This window comes from Nocardioides sp. (genome assembly GCF_047607185.1).
In the GTDB taxonomy this organism is placed as follows: Bacteria; Actinomycetota; Actinomycetes; order Propionibacteriales; family Nocardioidaceae; genus Nocardioides.
In genome coordinates, this window is record NZ_JASGDQ010000009.1 from 1 (window position 1) to 20580 (window position 20580).

23 protein-coding genes and 1 pseudogene are annotated in these 20580 nt (G+C 70.9%); 7 read left to right on the plus strand and 17 right to left on the minus strand.

Annotation, left to right across the window (positions count from 1 at the left end):
- From QM595_RS01135 to clpS, 13 genes and pseudogenes are all read right to left on the minus strand, one after another.
- Positions 1-247, minus strand: a pseudogene (locus QM595_RS01135) (2-phosphosulfolactate phosphatase); the annotation flags it as partial.
- Positions 244-876 (minus strand): non-canonical purine NTP pyrophosphatase, encoded by a 633-nt coding sequence (locus QM595_RS01140; RefSeq protein ID WP_415169679.1) that lies wholly within the window; start codon positions 874-876, stop codon positions 244-246. The gene QM595_RS01140 and the pseudogene QM595_RS01135, both read right to left, overlap by 4 nt.
- Before the next feature lie 133 nt (positions 877-1009).
- Positions 1010-1717 (minus strand): ribonuclease PH, encoded by a 708-nt coding sequence (rph, locus tag QM595_RS01145; protein WP_415169680.1) that lies wholly within the window; start codon positions 1715-1717, stop codon positions 1010-1012.
- 18 nt (positions 1718-1735) lie between these two features.
- Positions 1736-2545 carry an ABC transporter permease gene (locus tag QM595_RS01150; protein WP_415169681.1) on the minus strand — a complete coding sequence of 270 codons (810 nt, stop codon included), beginning with the start codon at positions 2543-2545 and terminating at the stop codon, positions 1736-1738.
- A complete protein-coding gene (locus QM595_RS01155) occupies positions 2542-3480 on the minus strand; it encodes an ABC transporter ATP-binding protein (RefSeq protein ID WP_415169682.1) in 939 nt (312 codons plus the stop codon). Before QM595_RS01155 ends, QM595_RS01150 begins: the two co-directional genes overlap by 4 nt.
- 113 nt (positions 3481-3593) lie before the next feature.
- Positions 3594-4349 (minus strand): MBL fold metallo-hydrolase, encoded by a 756-nt coding sequence (locus tag QM595_RS01160; protein ID WP_415169683.1) that lies wholly within the window; start codon positions 4347-4349, stop codon positions 3594-3596.
- Positions 4349-5167 carry a glutamate racemase gene (gene murI / locus QM595_RS01165; RefSeq protein ID WP_415169684.1) on the minus strand — a complete coding sequence of 273 codons (819 nt, stop codon included), beginning with the start codon at positions 5165-5167 and terminating at the stop codon, positions 4349-4351. The genes QM595_RS01160 and murI overlap by 1 nt, the downstream gene beginning before the upstream one ends.
- Before the next feature lie 104 nt (positions 5168-5271).
- Positions 5272-6192 carry a DUF3152 domain-containing protein gene (locus tag QM595_RS01170; RefSeq protein WP_415169685.1) on the minus strand — a complete coding sequence of 307 codons (921 nt, stop codon included), beginning with the start codon at positions 6190-6192 and terminating at the stop codon, positions 5272-5274.
- A complete protein-coding gene (locus QM595_RS01175; protein WP_415169686.1) occupies positions 6189-7139 on the minus strand; it encodes a PLP-dependent cysteine synthase family protein in 951 nt (316 codons plus the stop codon). Before QM595_RS01175 ends, QM595_RS01170 begins: the two co-directional genes overlap by 4 nt.
- Before the next feature lie 6 nt (positions 7140-7145).
- Complete coding sequence (locus QM595_RS01180; protein WP_415169687.1) at positions 7146-7448, minus strand: MoaD/ThiS family protein; 303 nt, start codon at positions 7446-7448, stop codon at positions 7146-7148.
- 38 nt (positions 7449-7486) lie between these two features.
- Positions 7487-7918, minus strand: coding sequence for a Mov34/MPN/PAD-1 family protein (locus QM595_RS01185; protein ID WP_415169688.1), 432 nt, complete (start codon positions 7916-7918; stop codon positions 7487-7489).
- Between the two features lie 48 nt (positions 7919-7966).
- Complete coding sequence (locus QM595_RS01190; RefSeq protein ID WP_415169689.1) at positions 7967-8551, minus strand: DUF2017 domain-containing protein; 585 nt, start codon at positions 8549-8551, stop codon at positions 7967-7969.
- 8 nt (positions 8552-8559) lie between these two features.
- Positions 8560-8868 (minus strand): ATP-dependent Clp protease adapter ClpS, encoded by a 309-nt coding sequence (clpS, locus tag QM595_RS01195; RefSeq protein ID WP_415169690.1) that lies wholly within the window; start codon positions 8866-8868, stop codon positions 8560-8562.
- A 78-nt stretch (positions 8869-8946) separates the two neighbouring features.
- Here clpS and QM595_RS01200 point away from each other — a divergent pair, with 78 nt between their 5' ends.
- The 4 genes from QM595_RS01200 (at position 8947) to QM595_RS01215 (ending at position 13505) form a co-directional block, all read left to right on the plus strand.
- On the plus strand, positions 8947-10239 hold the full coding sequence (locus tag QM595_RS01200) for a nicotinate phosphoribosyltransferase (protein ID WP_415169691.1): 1293 nt from the start codon (positions 8947-8949) through the stop codon (positions 10237-10239).
- A gap of 211 nt (positions 10240-10450) precedes the next feature.
- Positions 10451-11668 carry an MFS transporter gene (locus tag QM595_RS01205; protein ID WP_415169692.1) on the plus strand — a complete coding sequence of 406 codons (1218 nt, stop codon included), beginning with the start codon at positions 10451-10453 and terminating at the stop codon, positions 11666-11668.
- 83 nt (positions 11669-11751) lie between these two features.
- Positions 11752-12183 carry a MarR family winged helix-turn-helix transcriptional regulator gene (locus QM595_RS01210; RefSeq protein WP_415169693.1) on the plus strand — a complete coding sequence of 144 codons (432 nt, stop codon included), beginning with the start codon at positions 11752-11754 and terminating at the stop codon, positions 12181-12183.
- Positions 12180-13505 (plus strand): MFS transporter, encoded by a 1326-nt coding sequence (locus QM595_RS01215; RefSeq protein ID WP_415169694.1) that lies wholly within the window; start codon positions 12180-12182, stop codon positions 13503-13505. Before QM595_RS01210 ends, QM595_RS01215 begins: the two co-directional genes overlap by 4 nt.
- A 200-nt stretch (positions 13506-13705) precedes the next feature.
- Here the strand turns inward: QM595_RS01215 and QM595_RS01220 are convergent, their stop codons facing one another.
- From QM595_RS01220 to QM595_RS01235, 4 genes are all read right to left on the minus strand, one after another.
- Positions 13706-15388, minus strand: a complete 1683-nt coding sequence (locus QM595_RS01220) for a DEAD/DEAH box helicase (protein ID WP_415169701.1) — start codon at positions 15386-15388, stop codon at positions 13706-13708.
- 110 nt (positions 15389-15498) lie between these two features.
- Positions 15499-15777, minus strand: a complete 279-nt coding sequence (locus QM595_RS01225) for a DUF3039 domain-containing protein (RefSeq protein ID WP_415169695.1) — start codon at positions 15775-15777, stop codon at positions 15499-15501.
- Positions 15778-15949: 172 nt separating this feature from the next.
- Entirely contained in the window at positions 15950-16516 is a 567-nt protein-coding gene (locus QM595_RS01230; protein ID WP_415169696.1) for a YqgE/AlgH family protein, read from the minus strand.
- Positions 16517-16693: 177 nt separating this feature from the next.
- A complete protein-coding gene (locus tag QM595_RS01235; protein WP_415169697.1) occupies positions 16694-17218 on the minus strand; it encodes a hypothetical protein in 525 nt (174 codons plus the stop codon).
- A gap of 123 nt (positions 17219-17341) precedes the next feature.
- Here QM595_RS01235 and QM595_RS01240 point away from each other — a divergent pair, with 123 nt between their 5' ends.
- The 3 genes from QM595_RS01240 (at position 17342) to QM595_RS01250 (ending at position 20478) form a co-directional block, all read left to right on the plus strand.
- Positions 17342-18025: a TetR/AcrR family transcriptional regulator gene (locus QM595_RS01240; protein ID WP_415169698.1), complete on the plus strand. Its 684-nt coding sequence runs from the start codon at positions 17342-17344 to the stop codon at positions 18023-18025.
- An 87-nt stretch (positions 18026-18112) separates the two neighbouring features.
- Positions 18113-19420, plus strand: coding sequence for a DUF6421 family protein (locus tag QM595_RS01245; RefSeq protein WP_415169699.1), 1308 nt, complete (start codon positions 18113-18115; stop codon positions 19418-19420).
- Positions 19417-20478, plus strand: coding sequence for a threonine aldolase family protein (locus QM595_RS01250; RefSeq protein WP_415169700.1), 1062 nt, complete (start codon positions 19417-19419; stop codon positions 20476-20478). Before QM595_RS01245 ends, QM595_RS01250 begins: the two co-directional genes overlap by 4 nt.
- Positions 20479-20580: the final 102 nt, after the last annotated feature.

Consider the following 20580-nt stretch of genomic DNA (forward strand, 5'->3'; position numbering starts at 1 on the left):
CGGGGCCGGCCTCCGGCCGGCCGATGGCGAGCACGGCGTCGCGCTCGGCCGCGACCCTGGCCGCGCGCTCATCATGCCAGCGGAACGGGATCACCTCGATCCCCCGCTCGACCGCCACCGTCAGCGTCGTGGTGAACGACAGCACGTCGACCACCACCGCGATGTCGACCGGAGCCAGCGCCGCCGCGCCGACCGGTCCCCACTCGAGCCGGACGGCGTGGTCGCGCTGCCGGTGGGCAGGATTCATGACAGTGCGGCCGCGATCCTCGGGACGATCTCGCGCAGCGCCTGGCCGCGGTGGGAAACGGCGTCCTTCTCCTCGACGCTGAGCTCGGCCGAGGTCCGGCCCGGGGTGGCGTCGGGCTCGAACAGCGGGTCATAGCCGAAGCCGCTGGCGCCGCGCTCCTCGCGCAGCACCCGGCCGGTCATCCGGCCCTCGACCACCAGGCTCTGCTCGATCCCGTCGGCACCGGGCCAGACGAAGGCCACCGCGCAGATGAAGTAGCCGGTGCGGCGCTCGTCGGGCACGTCGAGCAGTTGGTCGAGCAGCAGCGTGTTGTTGCGCTTGTCCTGCCCCAAAGTCGAGCCCCGCGGCTGGCCGGACCAGCGGGCCGAGAGCACCCCCGGCATCCCGTTGAGGGCGTCGACGCAGAGCCCGGAGTCGTCGGAGACCGTCGGCAGCCCGGTCGCCGCGAACCCGGCGCGGGCCTTGAGCAGCGCGTTGCCCTCGAAGGTGGGCGCGTCCTCGACCGGCTCGTCGTAGAACGCCACGTCGTCGAGGCCGACGACCACGACGTCCGGCATCAGCGGCGCGAGGATGCGCTCCATCTCGGCCAGCTTCTTGGCGTTACGGGAGGCGACGAAGATCCTGCTCATGTCGTGATGAGACCTCTCGTGGGGCAATCCAGGACCTCTCGGAGGGCAGTTCGAGACCCCTCGCGGGGCAATCCAGGACCTCTCGGGGGGCAGTTCGGGACCTCTCGCGGGGCAATCCGGGACCTCTCGGCGGTCATGGGACGAGCGACTCCTCCTGGAGCCGGGTGAGGTCGGCGCAGCCCTTCTCCCCCAGCGCGAGGAGAGCGTCGAGCTCGGCGCGGGAGAAGGCCGCCCCCTCGGCGGTGCCCTGCACCTCGACGAAGGAGCCGGTGCCGGTCATCACGATGTTCATGTCGGTCTCGGCCCGGACGTCCTCCTCGTAGGGCAGGTCGAGTCGCGGGACGCCGTCGATGATGCCGACCGAGACCGCGGCGACGGACCCGGTCAGCGCGGCGGGCACGCCGAGCGAGGCGACCGCGTCGACCAGCGCGACGTAGGCCCCGGTGATCGACGCGGTGCGGGTGCCGCCGTCGGCCTGGAGGACGTCGCAGTCGATCTGGATGGTGTTCTCGCCCAGCGCCCGGTAGTCGATGACGGCGCGCAGCGAGCGGCCGATCAACCGGCTGATCTCGTGGGTGCGGCCACCGATCCGGCCCTTGACCGACTCGCGGTCGGAGCGGGTGTTGGTCGAGGCCGGCAGCATGGCGTACTCCGCGGTCACCCAGCCGAGGCCGGAACCCTTGCGCCAGCGCGGCACGCCCTCGGAGGCGGAGGCGGCGCACAGCACGCGGGTGCGGCCGAACTCCACCAGCACGGAGCCGGCGACGTGGTCGAGCCAGTGGCGGGTGATCTTGATGGGGCGCAGCTCGTCGTCGGCGCGCCCGTCAGCACGGGTAGTCACAACGACGACCCTAGCGGGCTACTTGACCTCGGCCCGCAGGATCCGGCGCAGCCCGATCACCAGCGGGATGCCGAGCCAGATCGCGCCGGAGACGAGCAGTTGCGCCCACTCCTTGCCGGTCATGTCGACGATCTCGAAGAGCGGCTGCTGGGCGGCGTTGAAGTCGATCCAGTCGGCCAGCTTGTCGAACCAGTCCATCGTCACGGAGCCGATCGCGAACAGGGTGGGCAGCACGAACGAGTAGGCGAAGTAGATCACGATCGCGGCCGCGGTGTTGAGGAAGAGCGCGGCGAAGGCGAATCCCAGGATCATCGCCAGCGCCTGGCTGAGGGCGAAGCCGACGATGCCCTGCACGAACTCGCTGTCCACCCAGGTGGTCTCCCCGCCGAAGGCGACGAAGACGGCGTTGCAGATCGCGCCCACCACCACGACGAAGACGATGGTGGCCAAGGTGAGCAGCAGGCCGACGAGCAGCTTGGCCAGGATGACCCGGGTACGGCGCGACTCCAGGGTGAACGTCACCATGGCCGAGCGCTGGGTCCACTCGGTGGTGACCAGCATGATGCCGAGCACCGGCAGCAGCAGCCCGGTGATCACCCCGGCGACCGTGGCGAAGGTGCCGAAGGTGATGGAGTCGATGTCGTTGAGGAGGCAGACCAGCACCGCGATCACCTCGGCGACCGCGACCAGGATGCCCATCACAGCCAGCAGCCAGAAGCCGGCGCGGGTGTCGTAGGACTTGCGGAACTCGACGCCCACGAGTCGCGAGAACGGGATGCCCGGCGTGCTCGCCGTGTCGAGGGTCAGCGCGGGGGTCGCGGTGCTCATGAGATGGTCCCTTCGGGAGTCGGGGCGGCGAGCGAGGCCGGGGCCTCGCGCTGGGTGTCGGCGGTGAGCTCCAGGAACAGCTCCTCCAGGCCGCCGCCACCGTCGCGGAGGTCGGTGAGGACCACCTGCGCCTCGATGGCGGCGCGGCCGACCTGGTCGGTGGTGGTGCTGACCCGCAGGCCGTTGCCGGCGGGCTCCACGGCGACGCCCTTACCGGCCAGGGCTGCGGCGAGGGCCGCGTTGTCCAGCGAGGTGACCAGGGTCTGCTTCTGGCCGGCGTGGCCGTCGAGCAGGCTCTGCCGGGTGCCCTGGGCGACGATCCGGCCCCGGCCGATGAGGATCATCTCGTCGGCGATCTGCTCCACCTCGTGCAGCAGGTGGCTGGAGAGCAGCACGGTGCCGCCGCGGTCGGCGTAGCCCTTGAGCAGGCCGCGCATCCACCGGATGCCGGCCGGGTCGAGGCCGTTGGCCGGCTCGTCGAGGATGAGCACCTTGGGATCGCCCAGCAGCGCGTGCGCGATGCCGAGTCGCTGCTTCATGCCCAGGGAGTAGTTGCGGATGCGCCGCTTCGCCTCCGACGGGGTCAGCGAGACCAGCGCCAGCATCTCGTCGACCCGGGAGGCGGGCAGGCCCATCGTCCGGGCACCCAGGGCGAGCACCTCGCGGCCGGTGCGGCCGCCGTGCTGCGCGGAGGCGTCGAGCAGCACGCCGACGTGGCGCGCCGGGTTGGGGATGTCCTGGTAGCGCAGCCCGCCGATGGTCACCTGGCCGCTGGAGGGCGGCGTGAGGCCGACCATGACGCGCATCGTGGTCGACTTGCCCGCCCCGTTGGGGCCGAGGAAGCCGGTCACCCGACCGGGCTGGCAGGTGAAGCTCACGTCGTCGACGGCCACGAAGTCGCCGTACTTCCTTGTCAGTCCTTCGACCTTGATCATTCCCCCACCCTGTCAGATCGCTGTGAATCGCGCACGGCGGCTGGCGCGACCGGGAGCGGGTCTTCGAGAAGCTGGGCGGCGGGGCCGGCGCCTCCGAGTTCTCAAACGCGCTCTCAGAGGGTGTAGACGGCTCCGGCGGCGGCGAGCTCGGCCGGGCCGTCGTAGACCTCGACCGCTTCGGCGAGCGCGTCCGCACGCGAGTGCCACGGCGGGATGTGGGTCAGCACCAGCCGCTTGACGCCCGCCTTGGCGGCGTACTCGCCCGCCTCACGGCCGGTGAGGTGGAGGTGGGGCGGGTTGTCGTCGCCCTCGCGGAAGGCGGCCTCGGCGAGGAGCAGATCGGCGTCCTTCACCAGCTCGACCAGCGCGTCGGTCGGGCCGGTGTCGCCGGTGTAGGCGAGCACGCTCTGCCCCACGACGACACGGAAGGCGTAGGCGGGCACGGGGTGGTCGACGCGCACCGGGGTGATGGTGAACGGGCCGATCTCGAAGGTGTCGTGGAGCCGGTGGAAGGAGAACTCCTCCCTCATGCCGGGGGTGTGCGGGAGGTCGTAGGCCTTCGCCAGCCGGCGGGCGGTGCCCTTGGGGCCGTGGACCGGGATCCTCGGCTGCACCCCGGACGGGTGGTACTTGCGCAGCACGTAATAGGAGGTCATGTCGACGCAGTGGTCGGCGTGCAGGTGCGAGAGCAGCACCGCGTCGATGGCGAGCGGGTCGGCGTAGTTGTGCAGCGCGCCGAGCGCGCCATTGCCGAGGTCGAGCAGGATCCGCCAGTCCCGCTCCCCGTCGTTCGCCGTCACGAGATAGCAGCTCGCCGGGGAGTCCGGGCCCGGGTAGGACCCCGAGCAGCCCACGATCGTCAGTTCCATCAGGCAAGTCCTCCCACGAACTGCGAGGCGGCGACCATCTCCGGCCCGAGGAAGCGCCGGCCGATGGTCTCGAAGTCATCCGGCGCGCCAGTGGTGAGGAATCGGTGGGTGGGCTCGCCGGACTCCCGCATCAGGCCGGTCCGGGCGAGCATCTTGTAGACGTCCTTGGCGCACTCCTCCGCGCTGCTGACCAGGGTGACGTTGTCCCCCATGACATAGGAGATGACGCCGGTGAGCAGCGGGTAGTGAGTGCAGCCGAGGATGAGGGTGTCGACGCCGTCGCTGGTGAGCGGGTCGAGGTAGTCGTGGGCCGCCGCGAGCAGTTCCGGGCCGCCGACCACGCCGGCCTCGACGAAGTCGACGAAGCGCGGGCAGACCTGGGTGAACAGCTCGACGTGCGGGGCGGCGGCGAAGGCGTCGTCGTAGGCCATCGACTCGGCGGTGGCGTGGGTGCAGATCACCCCGATGCGGCCGGTGCGGCTGGCTGCCACGGCGCGGCGGGTGGCCGGCAGGATCACCTCGACCACCGGGACGTCGTACCTCTCCCGGGCGTCGCGCAGCATCGCGGCGCTGGCACTGTTGCAGGCGATGACCAGCGCCTTCACCCCCTGGTCGACGAGGTGGTCGAGGCACTCCAGGGCGTACTCGCGCACCTCCGCGATCGGCTTGGGGCCGTACGGCGCCCGGGCGGTGTCGCCGACGTAGAGGACCGACTCGTGGGGCAGCTGGTCGATCACCGACCGGGCCACGGTCAGCCCGCCGAACCCGGAGTCGAAGATGCCGATCGGGGCATCGACGTCAGCGATCGGGGTGCGCACGAGCGACCACGGTAGACGCATCGCCGGTCCAAGGCACGATCCCTTGACCCATGTCACGCCGAAACGGCTGTCACGTGTGCCCCGACCCCACCCCGCTCACCGTGTCATGGTGACACTTTGGCGATCTCGGCGGCGGTCGGCCAGGGGTTGAAGCGGCAGCCGGAGAGCCCCTTGGACTGCTGCATCATCACCGGCGCGGGGGCACCCGGATGCGGACAGCCGGAGTGGCCGAGGCCGAGGAAGTGGCCGGTCTCGTGGTTGACGACCAGGTGGCGGTAGTCGCGCAGCGAGCCGCCAGCGGCGTTCCAGCTCGAGGACGCGCCCTGCCAGCGGTCCTGGTTGACCACGACATTGCGGCCGACCCGGCAGCTCCACTGGCTGCTGCACTGGGCGGAGAACCGCGGCAGCTCGCTGGCCGCCGCCAGCCACAGCGTCATCGACCCGCCCGACTCGACCCGGACGAACCGGATGCCCGCCGCCCGCCAGCCGCGCGGGTCGTCGTAGGTCTGCTGGGCCAGCTTCTCGAATGTGGCCAGGTCGGCGGTGACGTTGCCTCGGCTGCGGACCTCGTAGCGGATGGTGCGGCGTACGTCGTGGAGGTGCTTGACCTTCGTCGTCGACGCGGTGTCGACGCTGACCGTCTGGATGCCGGAGACGGCGGTGATCCGCACGCTGAGCCGATGACCGACGTCCCGCCAGGTGGGCTGGTAGCGACGCTTGCCGGCCTTGCGGGCCGGGACGATCGGCTCGCCGTCGCGCAGCCACCGGACGGTGAGCGAGTCGAGTGGCATCGACCAGCGGCCGGTCCGCACCCGCAGCGTGCGGCCGAGCCGGGCGGTGCCCTTGACCCGCTGGCCGCCGGTCGCGGTCAGCACCTGGGCCGGGTCGGTCGAGCCGGGGGCCGGGTCGTCGGCGTGCGCCGGGGCCGGCCCGACGAGCAGCGCCGCGACCAGGGCCAGCAGCACCACGGCGTGACCGGCTCTGCCACGAAGGGCGCCGTCTCGGCGCCAGACGTGACCGCTCACGCCCACAGCTGGCCCTCCAGCCGCTCCTCGGCCTGGTCGACGGTGCCCTCGTAGGCACCGGTGGACAGATACTTCCAGCCGCCGTCGGCGACCACGAACGCGATGTCGGCGGGCACGCCGTCGCGGATCGCCTTGGCGGCCTGGCCGAGCGCGGCGTGCAGGATGGCGCCGGTCGAGATGCCGGCGAAGATGCCCTCCAGCTCCAGCAGCTCCCGGACCCGGCGCACCGCGTCGCGGGGGCCGACCGAGAACCGGGTGTCGATCAGCGAGGCGTCGTACAGCTCGGGGACGAAGCCCTCGTCGAGGTTGCGCAGGCCGTAGACGAGCTCGCCGTAGCGCGGCTCGGCGGCGACGATGCGCACCTCGGGCTTGGCCCGGCGGAAGAACCGCGAGACGCCCATCAGCGTGCCGGTGGTGCCCAGGCCGGCGACGAAGTGGGTGATCGAGGGCAGGTCGGCCAGCAGCTCCGGGCCGGTGCCCTCCTCGTGGGCCAGCGCGTTGGCGGCGTTGCCGTACTGGTAGAGCATCACCCAGTCGGGATGCTCGGCGGCCAGCCCCTTGGCGACCCGGACCGCCTCGTTGGAGCCGCCGGCGGCCGGTGAGGAGACGATCTCGGCGCCCCACATCCGCAGCAGCTGGCGGCGCTCGGCGGAGGTGTTCTCCGGCATCACGCAGACGATGCGGTAGCCCTTGAGCTTGGCCGCCATCGCCAGCGAGATGCCGGTATTGCCCGAGGTCGGCTCCAGGATGGTCGCCCCGGGCCGGAGCAGTCCGTCCTTCTCGGCCTCCTCGATCATCTTCAGGGCCGGGCGGTCCTTGATCGAGCCGGTCGGGTTGCGGTCCTCCAGCTTCGCCCAGAGTCGGACCTCCGGGGCCGGCGACAGCCTCGGCAGGCCCACCAGCGGCGTGTTGCCGACGGAGGCCAGCAGGCTGTCGTAGCGGACCATGAGGAGCTAGCGGGCCGCCCGCTCGGCCCGCTCGCGGGCGCCGCCCGCGACGGCCGGCAGTACGACGACCTGGTCGCCGTCCTTGAGCTCGGCCTCGAGGCCTCCCAGGAAGCGGACGTCCTCGTCGTTGACGTAGACGTTGACGAACCGGCGCAGCTCGCCGTCCTGAAGCAGACGGTCCTTGATGCCGGGGTGGTTGGCCTCGAGGTCGTCGATGAGCGCGCTGAGGCTGGCGCCCTCACCGGTGACGGCCTTCTCGCCGGCGGTGTAGGTGCGCAGGATGGTCGGGATGCGGACCTCGATGGCCACTGTCTTCTCCTCGGTTGTTCGGGGTCGCCTGGCAGATCTCACGCAGTGAACGCTTCGACGACCTGGATCTCTTCCTCGGTCACGACGCCGTCGACGATCCGGTAGGAGCGAAACTCTACCGGTCCGCTGTTGTTTCCGTGCTCTCGCGTCGAGACCAGCACGTAGTGCGCGCCCGGCTCGGCGGCCAGGTTGACGTCGGTGACGCTGGGGTAGGCCTCGGTCGCGGTGTGGGAGTGGTAGATCACGACAGGCTCCTCGTCGTGGTCGTCCATCTCCCGGTAGAGCCGCAGCAGCTCCATCGAGTCGTACTCGTAGAACGTCGGCGAGCCCGCGGCGTTGAGCATCTCGACGAGCCGCTGGGGACGGTCCGACCCGACGGGTCCGACGACCATGCCGCAGGCCTCGTCGGGGTGGTCCCGCTTGGCATGGGCGACGATGGCGTCGTACGTCGCCTGGGTGATGGTCAGCACGGGAGCACAGCCTAGTTGCGTGGCGTCGTACCTCCCGACCGGTCCCGATCAGCGGGACAGCGCGGCGACCAGCGTCTCCTGCAGGTAGCCGACCCAGTCGTAGATATCGTGGGCCTGGCCGCGCGGGTCCTCGGCCGGCAGCGAGGCCCAGTAGCCCTCGTCGCCCTCCTCGACGCCGAGCCGGGTGGCGAGCGCGAGCCGCAGGTCGGTGAAGGAGCGCATCCAGGTCAGCGCCGTCGGCTCGTCGAGCTCGACGTCGATCATCAGGCCGTCCACGGTCAGCTCCGGCGGCAGCCCAGCCTCCTCCAGGCCGTCGATGATCGCGCTCGCGGCCGCCGCCTTGCCGTCGCGCAGCGTCTGCTCGGTGAAGCGCCGAAAGTCGCCGGCGGCCTCGGCGTCGTCGCGGTAGGCGGTCGGGAAGAGCCGCGCCAGCACCGGGTCCTCGGGCTCGGTGGTCGGGCCGGAGAAGTCCAGCATCGCCTCCAGCGGGTCGACCTCGACCTGGGCCGCCGACTCGTTGCGCAGCAGTTCGACCAGCTGCCCGGCCAGCGAGCGCAGCAGGTCGGCCTCGAAGCCGGTGAAGGTCGCGAAGATGTGGCCCGACCTGCGGTGCCGGGCGAATCCCGTGTTCATCTAGGGAGTCACTCCTGCCGCTCCAGGGTCGCCCACAGGCCGTACTCGTGCATCGCCTGCACGTCGCGCTCCATCTCCTCGCGGCCGCCGCTGCTCACCACCGACTTGCCGTCGCGGTGCACCTCCATCATCAGCTTCTCGGCCTTCTTCTTGGAGTAGCCGAAGTACTTCTGGAAGACGTAGGTCACATACGACATCAGGTTGACGGGGTCGTTCCACACGATGGTGACCCAGGGGGTCGCTCGGGTCGTGAGGTCGTCAGCGATGGGACTCTGCTCTTCATCCGGGGCGAGTTCCACCGGGCTCGGCGCGGACATAGGCCCATGGTAGGCGTCGTGCTGCCGAGAGTGGTCGATGACTCACCCTTGGTGGCACGAGGCGGCAGGATGGTGCCCGTGACGACCTCGCTGCTGACCGACCACTACGAGCTCACCATGCTGCAGGCGGCGCTGGCCGGCGGCACCGCCGGGCGGCGCTCGGTCTTCGAGATGTTCGGGCGGCGGCTGCCCGAGGGCAGGCGGTACGGCGTGGTGGCCGGCGTGGGGCGGGCACTGGAGGCGATCGAGGCGTTCCGGTTCGACGAGGAGGACCTCGCCGCGCTCGCCGGAGCGGTGGACGACCCGACGCTGGAGTGGCTGGCCTCCTACCGCTTCACCGGCGACGTGTGGGGCTACCCCGAGGGGGAGGTCTACTTCCCGCAGTCGCCGCTGCTCGTGGTGGAGTCGACCTTCGCCGAGGCGGTGCTGCTGGAGACGCTGCTGCTCTCGATCTACAACCACGACTCGGCGGTCGCCTCGGCGGCCTCCCGGATGACGATGGCCGCCGACGGCCGGCCGTGCATCGAGATGGGGTCGCGACGCACCCACGAGCAGGCGGCCGTGGCGGCCGCCCGGGCGGCGTACGTCGCCGGCTTCGCCTCCTCCTCCAACCTGGCCGCCCGGCAGCGGTACGGCGTGCCCACCACCGGCACCAGCGCGCACGCCTTCACGCTGCTGCACGACACCGAGGAGCAGGCCTTCCGGTCCCAGGTGGCCTCACTCGGCACCGGCACCACGCTGCTGGTCGACACCTACGACATCGCCGAGGCGGTCCGGATCGGCGTATCGGTGGCCGGGCCGGAACTGGGCGCGGTGCGGATCGACTCCGGCGACCTGGGCGTGCTGGCGGTGCAGGTGCGCTCGCTGCTCGACGAGCTCGGCGCGACCAAGACCCGGATCATCGTGACCAGCGACCTCGACGAGTTCGCCATCGCGGCACTGGCGGCGGCGCCGGTGGACGGCTACGGCGTGGGCACCCAGCTCGTGATCGGCAGCGGCCATCCGACGGTCGGGCTGGTCTACAAGCTGGTCGCCCGGGAGGGCGCCTCCGGCGAGCTGGAGCCGGTGGCCAAGAAGAGCGTGGACAAGGCGTCGGTGGGCGGCCGGAAGTTCGCGCTGCGCCGCCGCTCGGCTGACGGGGTCGCCGAGGCGGAGCTGTTGGGGATCGGCGCTCCCCCGGTGGACGATCGCCCCAAGACCCAGCAGAGCGACCGGGCGCTGCTCGTCCCGCTGGTGCGCGACGGCGAGGTCGTCGGCCGGGAGTCGCTCGACCAGGCTCGCGCCCGCCACGAGTCGGCCCGGGCCGAGCTGCCGATCGAGGCGCGGTCGCTGGCCCGCGGCGAGCCGGTCATCCCGACGCGGTTCGTCTAGGGCCTGTCGCACCAAGGACCACCACATCGACCCCGGCGCCCACTTCGGCGACCCACCGGACTATCGCGACTCCGCCCGAGGAGATGACCGCGGCCGGCGTCGTGGTGGCCGCCACGGAGTAGCTGTCCAGACCACTCCATTGGGTCTGTCCGTTCGGGCGACATCCACCCCGTACCGGGCTAAGGTCCCGCCTGTGACTTCGATCTCGGCGATGTCTCCCATGCGCGAGCCCGCGTTCAGGTGGTTCTTCCTCTCGCGCTCGGTCAACCTCGTCGGCAACACCATGGCGCCGGTGACGCTCGCGTTCGCGGTGCTCTCGGTGAGCGCGTCGGCGACCGCGCTCGGCGTCGTACTGGCCGCTCGCACCCTGCCGATGGTGGCCTTCCTGCTGCTCGGTGGCGTGGTGGCCGACCGCTGGGGGCGGCGGCTGGTGATCCAGGGGTCCAGCGTGCTCTCGGGCGTCAGCCAGGGGGTGATCGCGCTGCTGCTGCTGACCGGCCACGCCGAGCTGTGGGCGCTCGCGGCGCTCTCCGCCGTCAACGGCGTCGTCGCGGCGGCGGGCCTGCCGGCGCTCAACGGCATCGTGCCGCAGCTCGTCCCGCGCGAGCAGCTGCAGCAGGCCAACGCGCTGCTCTCCCTCACCCGCGCCACGCTGATGGTGCTCGGACCGGGCGTCGCGGCGGCGTTCGTGGTGACGATCGGCCCTGGCTGGGCGCTCGCCATCGACGCCCTCACCTGGCTGCTCGCGGCCTGGCTTTTGGCGCCGGTCGACCTGCCGACGGCGACCGAGCACGGGCCGGGGATGCTGGCCGAGCTGCGGGAGGGGTGGGACTTCTTCCACGGTACGACGTGGCTGTGGCTGGTCGTCGCGATCTTCGCCGTCCTCAACGCACTGGCCGAGGGCGGCCTCAACACGCTGGGTCCGCTCCGGGCCACCACCACCGACATCGGCGCCGGCGGCTGGGGTCTGGCGATGTCGGCGCAGGCGCTGGGCGCGCTGGCCTCGACGCTGGCGCTGATGAGGTGGCGGCTGGAGCGGCCGCTGCTGCTGGGCATGGTGGGCTGCGCGTTCTTCGGGATGCCGATGGTCGTGCTCGGACTGTGGCCCTCGACCTGGCCGGTGCTGGCGGCGTGCTTCATCTCCGGCGTCGGCGTGCAGCTCTTCAGCCTCGGCTGGCACGTGGCGATGCAGGAGCACGTCCCCGAGGCGATGCTCTCCCGCGCCTACTCCTACGACCAGCTGGGCTCCTTCGCCGCGATCCCCGTCGGCCAGCTGGCGATGGGCCCGCTCGCCAACGCCTTCGGACTGAGCGAGGTGCTGCTGGCTGCCGGTGTCGGCTATGTCGTGATCGCGCTGCTTCCGCTGCTCTCCTCCTCGGTGCGAGGGCTGCCGCGCATCGGCCAAGCGCTGTCATCTCCGCCACACTGAGCACGGAAATCGACGCTCATCGATCCGGTGGGTGTACCTTGAGGACATATGCATAGTTTTCCTATGTAAATCGAGGAGAGACGATGACCCAGACCGACACGGCACTGACGCTGAGCACCGATCTGGTCGTCTACACCGTCCGCGTCGTACGGCTGATCCGGCACCTGCACGACACCCCGGCCGACACCCGCGTGCTCTCGCTGCTCGACCAGTACGGCGAGCTCAGCGTCACCGGCCTGGCCAGGCTCGACCGCTGCGCGCAGCCCACCATGTCGGCCGCGGTCGCCCAGCTGGCCGACGACGGCCTCGTCTCCAAGAAGGTCAACCCCGACGATGCCCGCCGCAGTGTGGTCAGCCTGACTGCCGCTGGCCGCGCCGTGCTCGCCCAGCGGCGCAACGCATTCGGCACCACGGTGCTGGACCGCCTCTCCCGCCATCACCACTCCGAGGCAGAGCTCGCGACGGCCGTCGCTGTCCTGCGCGACCTCCTCGACACTCCAGAAGGGAACCAATGAGCACCGTCACCAGTACGGGCACCGAGCCGAAAGGCTCACTCCTCCAGCAACCCAGGGCCGTGTGGGCGGTAGCGTTCGCCTGCGTCGTCTCGTTCATGGGCCTCGGCCTCGTCGACCCGATCCTGACCGCGATCGCGGCGGACTTGAACGCCTCGTCCGGCGACGTCTCGCTGCTGTTCACCTCCTATCTGGTGGTCACAGCGGTCGCCATGCTGATCACCGGCTGGGTCAGCTCGCGCATCGGCGTGAAGTGGACGCTGATCCTGGGACTCGCGATCATCGTGGTCTTCTCCGCCGTCGGCGGCCTGGCGAATCTCGCCTTCAACGCCGGACTGGGCGACTACTGGGGCGGCGTCGGCTGGATCGTCGCGGCCCGCGCCTTCTGGGGCCTGGGCAACGCGCTCTTCATCGCCACGTCGCTGGCCACCATCGTGAGCCTCACCACGGGTCCGCTCAAGCAGGCCATCCTGCTCTACGAGTCCGCGCTCGGCATTGGCATCGGACTTGGCCCCATCGTGGGCGGCCAGCTTGGCGAGCACATCGGCTGGCGTGGGCCGTTCTTCGGCGTCGCCGTGCTGATGGCCATCGGCCTGGTGGCCACGTTGGGCTTCCTGCCCCCCACGCCGAAGCCTGAGACCAAGACCAAGATCTCCGACCCGATCAAGGCCCTGAAGTACCCCGGCCTGCTCGTCGTCGCCGTCGCCGCGCTCTTCTACAACTTCGGCATGTTCACCCTGATGTCGGTGGCTCCCTACCCGCTCGCCCTGGGGTCCACCCACTTCGGCGCCTCGGAGATCGGCTGGGTGTTCTTCGGCTGGGGCCTCGCCCTCGCCTTCACCTCGATCTGGGGTGCGACCTGGCTGGAGCGCAGAGTGGGCACCTTCATCTCCATCGTGATCGCCTTGGTCGGCTTCGCCGCCTGTCTCGCACTGATGGCCGTCTTCTCCAACGGCAGCACCACCACCGGCATGACCGGGGGCCAGCCCTGGGGCGTGGTGGCCTGCGTGGTCCTGAGCGGCCTCTTCCTCGGCATCACCAACACCGTGATCACCACCTTGGTGATGGGCGCCGCCCCCGTGCCGCGGCCAGTGGCCTCCGCGGCCTACTCCTTCGTCCGCTTCTTCGGCGGCGCGGTGGGCGCCTACGTCGCCGGCAAGGTCGCCGAGCACACCTTCCAGGGCGCGTTCTGGCTGGGTGCTGGCATCGTCGCCGTCGCCCTCGTCGTCCTGGCGACCTTCCGCCGGTTCGTCGGGACCGCTCCCGTCCCAGGGCATGGCTCCGTTGAGGAGGCTGAGGTCCTTGAGGTCGCCGACGCCGACTGACCGCCGAGCCCAACAGGTGAGCAGTCCCAAACTGACACTCGAAACCTGCCGAGCAGTCCCATACTGACCACAAGATCGCGGTGAGCGGTCGCAAACTGACAATGCTCAGGGATGTCAGTTTGCGACCGCTCACCGGCATTTGGCTGTCAGTCTGGGACTGCTCACCGGGGATTGCAGGTCAGTTTGGGACTGCTCACCGGTCAGGAGGTCTTGCGGATCGCCCACTCCCTGAGCCGCTCAATGCGAGCCCTGAGCTGGTCGGCGTTGGCGACGGCCGCGGCGGGGCCGCCGCACTCCTTGCGTAGCGCGGCGTGGGTGATCCCATGCGCCTGGCCGGTGCGGTGGTGCCAGGCAGCGACCAAGCCGTTGAGCTCGCGCCGCAGCGTGGCCAGCTGCTCGTGGGTGGAGACCTCGGCCAGCGACTCTGCCGCCTCCTCTTGGGTGGTGCGCCGCTGCTTGCTGGCACGGTCGGCCTGGCGCTGCTGCAGCAGCGCCTTCATCTGGTCGGGGTCGAGCAGGCCGGGGATGCCGAGGAAGTCCATCTCCTCCTCGGATCCGACCTGCACCTCGCCGGCGTGGCCGAACGCAGCCCCGTCGAAGAGCACCCTGTCGAAGCGGGCGTGGGAGCCCAGCGCCTCGAACGGCAGCATCGCCTCCTGGGCACTGGCCGACTCCCCCGCCTGCGCCTGGGCGATGAGCGCGTCCTCGGCGGCGAAGATGTCGCCCTCGTCGGTCACCCTCCGGCCCAGCACGTGGTCGCGGGAGACCTCCAGCTCGGCGGCGTAGCCGAGCAGCGTGGGCACCGACGGCAGGAAGACCGACGCGGTCTCGCCCCGGTTGCGGGCCCGCACGAACCGGCCGACGGCCTGCTGGAAGAACAGCGGCGTCGCGGTGGTGGTGGCGTAGACGCCCACGGCCAGCCGCGGCACGTCGACGCCCTCGGAGACCATCCGGACCGCGACCATCCAGCGCGTGTCGCCCTCGCTGAAGGCGGCGATCTTCTTCGAGGCGGCCTTCTCGTCGGAGAGTACGACGGTCGCGGACTCCCCGGTGATGGCGCGCAGCGTCTTGGCATAGGACCGGGCGGAGTCCTGGTCGGTCGCGATGACCAGCCCGCCCGCGTCGGGCACGTGGCGTCGTACCTCCGAGAGCCGGGTGTCGGCGGCGGCCAGCACCGCTGGGATCCACGACCCGCTGGGGTCCAGCGCGGTGCGCAGCGCCTGCGCGGTCAGGTCCTTGGTCAACGGCTCGCCGAGCTGGGCGGCGATCTCGTCGCCGGCCCGGGTGCGCCAGGTCATCTGGCCGGAGTAGGCCATGAAGAGCACCGGCCGGACGACGTGGTCGCGCAGCGCCTCGGCGTAGCCGTAGGTGTAGTCGGCGACCGACCGCGGGATCCCGTCGGCCCCGGGTGCGTAGGTGACGAACGGGATGGGGTTGACGTCGGAGCGGAACGGCGTGCCGGTCAACGCCAGCCGGCGGGCGGCGGGCTCGAAGGCCTCCCGCACGCCCTCGCCCCAGGACAGCGCGTCGCCGGCATGGTGGATCTCGTCGAGGATGACCAGGCTCTTGAACCGCTCGGCCCGGATCCGCATGGCCAGCGGATTGACCGCCACTCCGGCGTAGGTGACCGCGATGCCCACGAAGTCGCCGGAGGTCTTGCCCTGGCCGGCGGAGTAGGTGGGATCGATGGGGATGCCCGCCTTGCCGGCCGCCTGCGCCCATTGCAGCTTGAGGTGCTCGGTGGGCGCGACGACGATGACCCGATCGACCAGCCGGCGGCCGAGCAGCTCGGCGGCGACCGTCAGTGCGAAGGTCGTCTTGCCCGCGCCGGGCGTGGCCACGGCGAGGAAGTCACGAGGCAACTCGGCGAGGTAGCGCGACATCGCCTCGGCCTGCCAGGCGCGCAGCGAGGTCGCGGTGCCCCAGGCCGCTCGCTCCGGCCAGGCCGGAGGAAGCTTGGGGGTGCCGGACTCGCCCGCGGGAGTCCGGGCGGTCACTCGTCGTTACCGCCCTCGTCGTCGCCGAGCCCTTCCCAGATCTTCTGGCAGTCCGGGCACACCGGGAACTTGGTGCCGTCGCGGCTGGGCACCCACACCTTGCCGCACAGCGCCACCACGGGCGTGCCCATGACCATGGCCTCGGTCAGCTTGTCCTTCTCGACGTAGTGGGAGAACCGGTCGTGGTCGCCCTCGTCAGTCGGGACGGTGCGCTCCTGATGCTGGGTGCGCTCCTCGACGGCGGTGCCGCCCTTGCTGCCGAACCCGAAGACCATGGGGACACCTTAGAGGTTCCGCCAGTAGGTGTCGCCGTCGCGAGCGTCGCGATGTGCGCGCGATGGCGAGGCGCGGACGCGAAGGCAGGCTGGAGGCCTGTCGAGCGGCCGCAACGAAGCCAGCGTGCGTGCAGCGCGGCGCGCAGCAGGCGAGACCTACTGGCGGAAGCTCTTAGTTGAGGTCGGGGTCGGCCGGACGTGTGGAGTGCCAGGCGAGCTGGCCTGGCTGGCGCCGCATCACCCGGCGCCAGAGTCGGCTGGTATCACCGCCGAAGACGTCGACGGTCTCTCCGGGCACGACGTACCAGCTGCCCTCCTCCACCTCCGCCTCCAGCTGGCCGGCAGCCCAGCCGGCGTACCCGGCGAAGATCCGCAGTCCCTCGAGGCTGCCGTCGAGCAACTCGGTCGGGGTGTCGAGGTCGACCAGACCGAGGCGGCCGTCGACGGCGCGAAAGCCGACCGGTACGTCGGTGGGGTCGCGCAGCAGCGCCACGGCCAGGGCGGCGTCGGTGCCGACCGGGCCGCCGCGGAAGAGCACCTCCGGCTCGGCGACCCGCGCGCTCCACTGACCGAGCACCTCGGCGACGGCGACCGGGGAGGGCCGGTTGAGGATGACCCCCAGCGCGCCGTCGTCATCGACATCGAGGAGCAGCACCACGGTGTCGGCGAAGTTGGGGTCCGCGAGGGCAGGCGTAGCGACGAGCAGCTTTCCCGCTCGCAGCTCTCCCTCCGGGATCACACCCGAATCTGGGCCCATCGCTCCATCATGGCCCAATCGGGGGCACCAGGGACAGAGGCAGCACACGAGACGGCCCCGGTCCGGCGCATGAGGGATGAGGGAGCAGTCAAAGGGAAGACTGCGGATGCGCCGGAAACCGGGGCCGCCAGGTCAGCGTAGCCGTTTCATCGCCTCGGGTCAGGCGGCGAGCACCGCCTTGAGACGCCCGAGCAGACTCGGCCGGCTGGTCTCCGGGGTGACCTCGACAGGGCGGTACGGCGCCCTGGCGCGCTGCTCGATCCGGCTACCCACGACGACGGCGAGCTGATCGGAGACGGCCGCATGGCCCGCCATTACGGCGAGCAGGATGTGCTCCTTGGCCACCGCCCTCGCGAGCATCCGCGCCATCTCCTCGTCGAGCGGCTCTGCCCGGTAGTGGTCGAGGGTCGCGCGGACGCCGGGCATCTCGGCGGCGACCGCCCGCCAGGCGTCGATCACGCCGGCTTCGAGATCCAGCGGCTGGCCGGCGAGCTCCTGCTCGACGCGACCGGCCAGTCGGGTGTGCCAGCGGAGCTGCAGGGCGCCCAGCAGATCGAGCTCGCCGTCGAACTTCTCCGCGACACCGTCGAGGCTCATCGGCAGCAGGCCGTCACGACGACGGTCAGCCACGTCGATGACGTTGCGGAGGATCTCTCCGCGGCTGTGAAAGGTCGTCCAGGTCATGGTCGGCCTCCTTTCCTCGGGTTCACTCACATACCGTGAGTACGTACTTACGGTACGTGTCATACCGAGAGTATGCCAACGGCGACACGGAGTGGCCCAGGCCACTGTCACTAGAGTGGCGGGGTGCCGAAGTCCGTCAGCAAGCTGGTGCCCAAGGTCCCACCCCTGCCCGGCGCGAGCCGCCGGCAGCAGTACTCCGCCAGCACCAAGCGCGCGCTGATCGAGGTCGCGCAGCGACTCTTCAGCGAACAGGGGTACGCCGGCACCTCGCTCGACGCGATCGTCGCCGGCGCCGAGGTCACCAAGGGCGCGCTCTACCACCACTTCAGCGGCAAGCAGGCGCTCTTCGAGGCGGTCTTCGAGCGGGTCGAGAGCGAGGCGAGCAGGCACATCTCCCGGGCGATCGAGAACGAGCTGGACCCGTGGGAGAAGGCGCTCACCGGGCTGCGGTCCTTCCTCGAGGTGGTCCGCGAGCCGGCGTACCGCCGCGTCGTGATCCAGGAGGGACCGGCAGTGCTGGGCTACGAGCGCTACCGGGAGCAGGAGGAGCGCTCCGCCTTCGCCGTCGTCCAGGACATCGTCCGTGTCGTGCTCAAGGCGAGCGGCCTGGTCGACGACGACGAGATGGTCACGACCTTCGCGCGGATCTTCTTCGGTGCGCTGCAGTCGGCCGGCGAGTCGGTGGCCGCGGCCGCGGACCCCAGCGCGGCGGCCGCCCGCGTCGAGACCGCGGTGACGGTGATCCTGGCCGGCCTGCAGTCGCTGGTCGACCACGGCGGCCACCCAGCCGAGATCATGCCGGACTGAGCGGACGTACGACGTCAGCGCGCCTTGGCGCGGCCAACTTCCGATGATCTACGCTAAGAGCGAACGATCTTCGGCAAAGAAGGCGATATGACGGAAAATCTTCAAAGCCAGCCGGCTTGGCTCCGGCTGCGGGACGCGGTCGGCGAGCTTCGGTCCCATCAGCAGCCCGACGGCTCCGCCCCCGGCGCCCCAATCGCCCTGGTGGACACCATCCGCGCCGCGGCCGCCGACCTCGCCCCGAGGCTCCCCCACGACGCCGCCTACCTCACCGCCCTCGACGAGGACCTGCGCCGCTGGGCGGCCGACGGCCTCGGCGTACCGGACTTCCTGGACTCCCTCGCAGTCTTCCACCCCTCGCGCGGGCGCGCCGACGGCCGCCCGCACCTGGTGGTCTTCCCGATGTACACCCAGAACGGCAACCCCGACCGCTTCCTCGAGGCGCTGCTGATCCACGAGGTCTGGCCGGACTGGCTCGCCCACCTGGAGGCCACCCGGTTCGACAACCCGATGTTCGTGCCCATCCGGTTCGACGACTTCACCGCTGGCTACGACACCCACTCCGCAGTGCTCTTCCCCGAGACGGTCGCGGTCCGGGAGACCCCGGCGGCCTACTCCTGGGGCGCCATCTTCTGCGACCGCGAGGCGGCCCGGTTCCGCACCGTGACGACCGCCGCCGCCGACCTGCTCTCGCTCGATCTGCCCGACGACGCCCGCGGACTGATCGAGGACCAGCATCGCGCCGAGGAGGCGTTCGTGCTCTGGGACCTGGTCCACGACCGGGCGCACAGCCATGGCGACCTGCCGTTCGACCCGTTCATGATCCGGCAGCGGCAGCCGTTCTGGATGTACGGCCTGGAGGAGCTGCGCTGCGATCTCACCGCCTTCCGGGCGGCGGTCGAGCTGGAGACGGAGGGGCTGCCGCAGGCGCGCGACGCGCAATACGCCGTCCTGTTCGACCGGCTCTTCCGGTTCCCGGTCACCGGCACCCGGGTGCGCAACTACGACGGCCTGGGCGGCCAGCTGCTCTTCGCCCACCTGCACCAGCACGACGCGGTGCGGTGGACCGACAACCGGCTCTCGATCGACTTCGACGCCGCCCGGGAGCTGACCGCCCAGCTCGGCCAGCGGATCTACGACTTCTACCGGGCCGGCATCGACCGGCCCAAGCTGGTGCACTGGCTGGCCGGCCACGACCTGGTGTCGTCGTACCTCTCGCCGCATCCGGGCTCGAAGTGGGCCGCCCGCGACCTCGACTTCAGCCTGCCGCCACGCCGGCTGGTCGACGACGTGCTCGACGACGAGTTCCCGCTGTCGATGTTCTACGAGGCGCTGGTGCGCAAGCTCGGCGGGGTGGTGGAGTCCACCAGGGGGATCACCGGCAAGATGTCAGCGTGATCCCACGCCACGATCCCGAGCAGATCTCCTTCGCCAGCGACAACTACTCCGGCGCCCATCCCGAGGTGCTGGCGGCGCTGGCCGTCGCCAACGGCGGCCACCAGACGTCGTACGGCGCCGATGCCTACACCGCGGCGCTGCCGGAGCTGTTCGCGCCGCTGTTCGGCGAGGGCATCGAGGTCTACCCGGTCTGGAACGGCACCGGCGCCAACGTGGTCGGCCTGATGAGCCTCACCGACCGCTGGTCCGGCGTGGTGTGCAGCGATATGGCCCACATCAACACCGACGAGGGTGGCGCGCCGGAGCGGGTCGGCGGCCTCAAGCTGCTCGCCGTGCCGACGCCCGACGGCAAGCTGACGCCGGAGCTGGTCGACCGGGTGGCGATCGCCTTCGAGGACGAGCACCGGGCCAGGCCGACCGTGCTGTCGCTGACCCAGAGCACCGAACTGGGCACCGTCTACACCCCGGCCGAGGTGACCGCGCTCGCCGCGCACGCTCACGGGCTGGGCATGAGCGTGCAGATGGACGGCGCCCGGATCGCCAATGCCGCCGCCTCCCTCGGGGTGCCGGTGCGGGCGTTCACCCGTGACGCGGGCGTGGACGTGCTCTCCTTCGGCGGCACCAAGAACGGCATGGTCTTCGGCGAGGCGCTGGTCGTGCTCAACCCGGCGGTGGTGCGCGGCGTCCTCTACCTCCGCAAGCTCACCACCCAGCTGTCGTCCAAGACCCGGTTCATCTCGGCGCAGCTCGAGGCGCTGCTGACCGACGACCTCTGGCTGCGCGGCGCCACCCACGCCAACGCGATGGCGGCCCGGCTGGCGGCGGCGATCGAGGGCCTGCCGGGCATCGAGCTCACCGCGCCGGTGCAGGCCAACGGCGTCTTCCCCCGGCTGCCCCGTGCGGTCGTCGAGGCGACCCAGCAGCGGTTCGGGTACTACCTGTGGGACGAGTCCGACCCGCAGCGCCCGGTGGCCCGGTGGATGTGCACGTTCGACACCACCGAGGCGGATGTGGACGCCTTCGCCGCCGCGGTCCGCGAGTCGGCCCGCCCCTCCTGACGCCGAGTCGGCAGAAGTGCGGGCTCAAAGAGGTCCGAGTCGGCAGAAGTGCGGGCTCACAAGGCCCCCAGTCGGCAGAAGTGCGGGTGTCGACACCCGCAC